Origin of the sequence: Streptomyces calidiresistens (genome assembly GCF_014141525.1) — a bacterium.
GTDB lineage: Bacteria > Actinomycetota > Actinomycetes > Streptomycetales > Streptomycetaceae > Streptomyces > Streptomyces calidiresistens.
The window spans coordinates 1-3,672 of record NZ_VKHS01000570.1 but is presented as its reverse complement, the minus strand read 5'-3'; the positions used below and the strand labels follow the sequence as shown (position 1 = coordinate 3,672).

4 protein-coding genes are annotated in these 3,672 nt (G+C 71.2%); 2 read left to right on the top strand and 2 right to left on the bottom strand.

The window, feature by feature from the left end; genetic code table 11:
* Positions 1–326: 326 nt before the first annotated feature.
* Positions 327–884: a hypothetical protein gene (locus FOE67_RS19735; RefSeq protein WP_228474067.1), complete on the bottom strand. Its 558-nt coding sequence runs from the start codon at positions 882–884 to the stop codon at positions 327–329.
* Positions 885–927: 43 nt separating this feature from the next.
* Here FOE67_RS19735 and FOE67_RS19730 point away from each other — a divergent pair, with 43 nt between their 5' ends.
* Positions 928–1,368 carry a MarR family winged helix-turn-helix transcriptional regulator gene (locus tag FOE67_RS19730; protein WP_182666157.1) on the top strand — a complete coding sequence of 147 codons (441 nt, stop codon included), beginning with the start codon at positions 928–930 and terminating at the stop codon, positions 1,366–1,368.
* 139 nt (positions 1,369–1,507) lie between these two features.
* Here FOE67_RS19730 and FOE67_RS29520 read toward each other — a convergent pair whose 3' ends face one another.
* Complete coding sequence (locus tag FOE67_RS29520; protein WP_228474066.1) at positions 1,508–2,437, bottom strand: helix-turn-helix domain-containing protein; 930 nt, start codon at positions 2,435–2,437, stop codon at positions 1,508–1,510.
* A gap of 88 nt (positions 2,438–2,525) precedes the next feature.
* On the opposite strand from FOE67_RS29520, the gene FOE67_RS19720 reads away from it, so the two are divergent.
* On the top strand, positions 2,526–3,113 hold the full coding sequence (locus FOE67_RS19720; protein ID WP_182666159.1) for a DinB family protein: 588 nt from the start codon (positions 2,526–2,528) through the stop codon (positions 3,111–3,113).
* Positions 3,114–3,672 lie beyond the last annotated feature (559 nt).

Here is a 3,672-nt window from a genome sequence, read left to right as displayed (position 1 = left end):
CGCCCACCCCTCCGGAGCGGAACGACACGGGACCGGTGCCGGAAAGCCCGGTACGCCGGTGGCCGGGCACCGTGGGGACGGAGAGGGTGAGCGGTCCCGCCCGCGAGGACCGGACCACCGGGTGGACGAGGCCGGTTCGGGTGCGGGAGGGAGCGCGGCGCCGATCCGCGCTCACCCGCGGCCGTGGTGGCGGGCCGCCATCGTCGGTTGCGGCATCCCGGGTCCGCTGCTCGGCTGCTCCCGCCCCCGCCCGCCCTTCGGGACGGGCCCCGGCGGGAGACCGCGATCCTTTGCGACGGCCCAGGCCGTGTCGGGGTTCGGCGGCGTCACGTGGTCGGTGCGCCGGTCGCGCCGGACCGCACCGGGTTCGGGGCGGCGGGGCGGTGCGTGGCCGCCAGCAGGATCAGCCACACGGTGAACAGGACGCCCGCCGGGCCCAGGGACCCGTCGGGCAGGGAGGTCGCCACGAAGGTGTAGCCACCCAGCCACGTTCCGGCGATCGTGCCCACGATCCGTACGGCCGCCACCGGATGCACCAGGGAGGCGGTCACGATCCAGAGACCGGCCAGGATGTGGCCGGCCAGGCGGATCGGGTCGGCCAGGTCGGCCGGCACCTCGTTGATCAGGAGCGCACCGGCCAGCACGTCCAGGGTGATCCAGCCGAATCCCGCCGCCTTGGCCCACAGCGGGGCGTCCATGCGGGAGATCAGGAAGAGCATCGCGAGATGGAACAGGATGCCCGGGTATTCGGCCCACAGGGCGCCCGGGTCGACGGCGAAGGAGACCAGCGGCGGCAGGAACAGCAGGAGGGGCAGAATTGCGGTCATACGGAAGCTGAGATATTCACGCTCGGAACTGAGCACGGCGATGCCTTCCACGGTCACGCGGGGCTGTGTTGACGCATCAACATAGTGAAGGGGTGTTGACATGTCAACATGGGAGCCCGGGGAGGCCACTGCCCTCTGGCTGCTGTGGAAACGCGTCCATGACGACGTCCGCGCCCGGATCATCGGTGACATGACAGCGCGGACGGGAGTCTCCGAGCCGGAGTTGACCGTCATCGTGAAGGTCGAGGAGGCCGGCGGCACCCTGCGCCAGAGCGCGATCGCCGCGCGCCTGGGCTGGGACCGCACCCGCCTGTCGCACCTGCTGACCCGGATGGAGGCCCGCGGATACGTTGCCCGGCAGAAGGTCGCCGGCGGCGTGGAGGTCAGGCTGCTTCCACCGGCGGAGGCGGTGGTCCGGGCATCGGCGCCCGACCTGGAGAAGTCCGCACGCCGGCACCTCGTGAACCGACTCGGGCCCGGCGAGGCGGCGGCGCTCGACCGCATCCTGCGCCGCCTTCTCCAAGAGGAAGACCGACGATAGGACCGGTCGGTGGTCACGAAGCCCTCGACAAACCTCGTGATCACCGATGGGTCGCACCCCTCCGCAGGGGTCCCCCGGCCATGAAACCCCGGGTCGGGCACACTCATCCGACTACGCAGCGGCCCTGACGAAGTGGGCGTCAGCGACGGTGTTCGCGGACGTATTGGGACGGGGTCCGGCCGTACTGGCGGCGGAACGTTCGGATGAAGTGGCTGCTGTCGGCGAATTGCCAGTGCGCCGCGATCTCGGCAACCGTGCGGCGGGACGGTGAGAGGAGTTCGCGGCGCGCCTGCTCGAGGCGCCGGCGGCGAATGTACGCCGCGACGGGCTCACCGGTCGACGCGAAGGCCCGGTGCAACGTGCGCAGCGAGACATTGAGGTGTCGCGCCAACAGCGTGGGATTCAACTCCGGGTCGGCGAGCAGATGATCGGCGAACCGGCGGGCCGAACGGACCAGTGGACCGGCCATGCCGGGCTCCGCGGCGTCGAGGTACCCGTGCGAGACCCCGCGAACCAGTTCGACCAGGGCGTTGCGGCTCGCGTGGACACCGCTCTCCCCGAGGTCGTCGAGCGTCGACTGCACAGCGCCCGTGTGCGCCAGGAGCATGCGAACCTCCGGGGCGGTGACGGGGCCGGTCGCATGCGCGCCGCCGGCGAGCACGCCGACCGCCTCGGCGGGCAGCCCGATCACCCGGGCCACGGTGCCCGCCGCAACCTCGTAACCGGTCAGCCCCGTCGAACGGCACAGAAGGAACCGACCGGCGGTGACGGTTGTGGTGTCGCGTTCACCCCTGAGGAGGTAGGCGCCACGATGCACCACGTAGACCCGCAGTTCGCCGTTGTCGGGAACGGCGGAATCGACCCGCACGCGCGTGGCGGTCTCGAAGTCGGTGATGACCGAATCCCCGACGCGCGACGCCAGCCCGGTGACGGCGGTGCCCACCGTCGCCTCGTGGCTGAATTTCGGCAATGCGAAACCGTCGCCGATCCGCGCCTCCCAGCCGTCGCGGAACGCGTCGACGCCGAGCCGTTCGGTGTCCAGACGAACCGAGCCGCACAGCGAGTCCATCCGGCCATCCAATCACGTGGCACGCATCGTCGACCGATACGGCACCGGTGTTCAAGACCCCCGCACCGCGACTTCCCAGACTCGGGATATGGATCCGAAGACCTATCTGCACCTGTACCTGCAACAGACGCGCGACGTGTTGGTGTGGAAGCTCGAAGGCCTTTCCGAGTACGACGCGCGCCGGCCGCTCACTCCGACCGGCACCAACCTGCTCGGACTGGTGAAACACATGACGGGCAATGAGTTCGGCTACTTCGGCGCCGTGTTCGACCGGCCCGCCGAGGGGGCGGAGTGGCTGGTCGACCGAACTCAATCGGAGGACTTCCTCGCCCGCCCGCAGGAGAGCCGCGATGAGGTCATCGCGGAGTACAAACGGGCATGGGCGCACGCCGATGCCACCATCGCGGCACTCGATCTCGACTCCCCCGGCACGGTGCCGCACTTTCCCGAGGGCATGCGAGACGTGACCTTGCAGTGGATGCTCGTTCACATGATCACCGAGACCTGCCGACACGCCGGTCACGCCGACATCGTCCGCGAACTCATCGACGGCGGCGCCGGTTACCACCCGACGGTGAGCAACCTTCCCGAGAGGTGGTCCGGGTTCCACGACCGTGTCGAGACCGCCGCGCGTGAGGCCGCCCGCATCGCCGGCGAACCCACCGGGGGCGCATGACCGGGAACATGTGTCGTCGCCCCGGGGGCGGGCCGGCGTGTGGGGGTCACGGCGGGGACGGGGCACGGGCCCGGCGGAGTCGGAGGGTGTGCGACCGAGGGCTCCGCGTTGAGGTCGGAGTGGATGTGAGCGGGACGGGCACGGCTCCGGTGACCCCGAGGTCGTCCACGCCTTCGGATCACCTCGGGGAGTACCGTGCCCGCGCCCGCATCCTTGCCGATCAACGCTGTCCGGGGCCGGTCGGACCGGAGGACACGACCCGTTCTGTCGGGGCTGTGACGGGCGGGAAAGCCCGGTGGCGGCGTTCTCGCGGGTTCCCGATCCGCGAGGACGCGCGGGGCGTCCGCCCGACTCCACGGTGACGCGCCGGACGCCGTCATGGGCCGGTGGCTGCAGCGCCGGGCGGACACGGCGGCCCGGCGAAAGCCCGGGCCGGGATGCGGCCGCCGTTCGGCACCGTGGCCGAACCCCGATGCCGCTCCTGCGTTCCGTCCCCGTCGTCACCCGGTCCGGCGAGGCCGGGGGACGCTGGACGCCTGCGGGGTGCGGGCGGAAACCC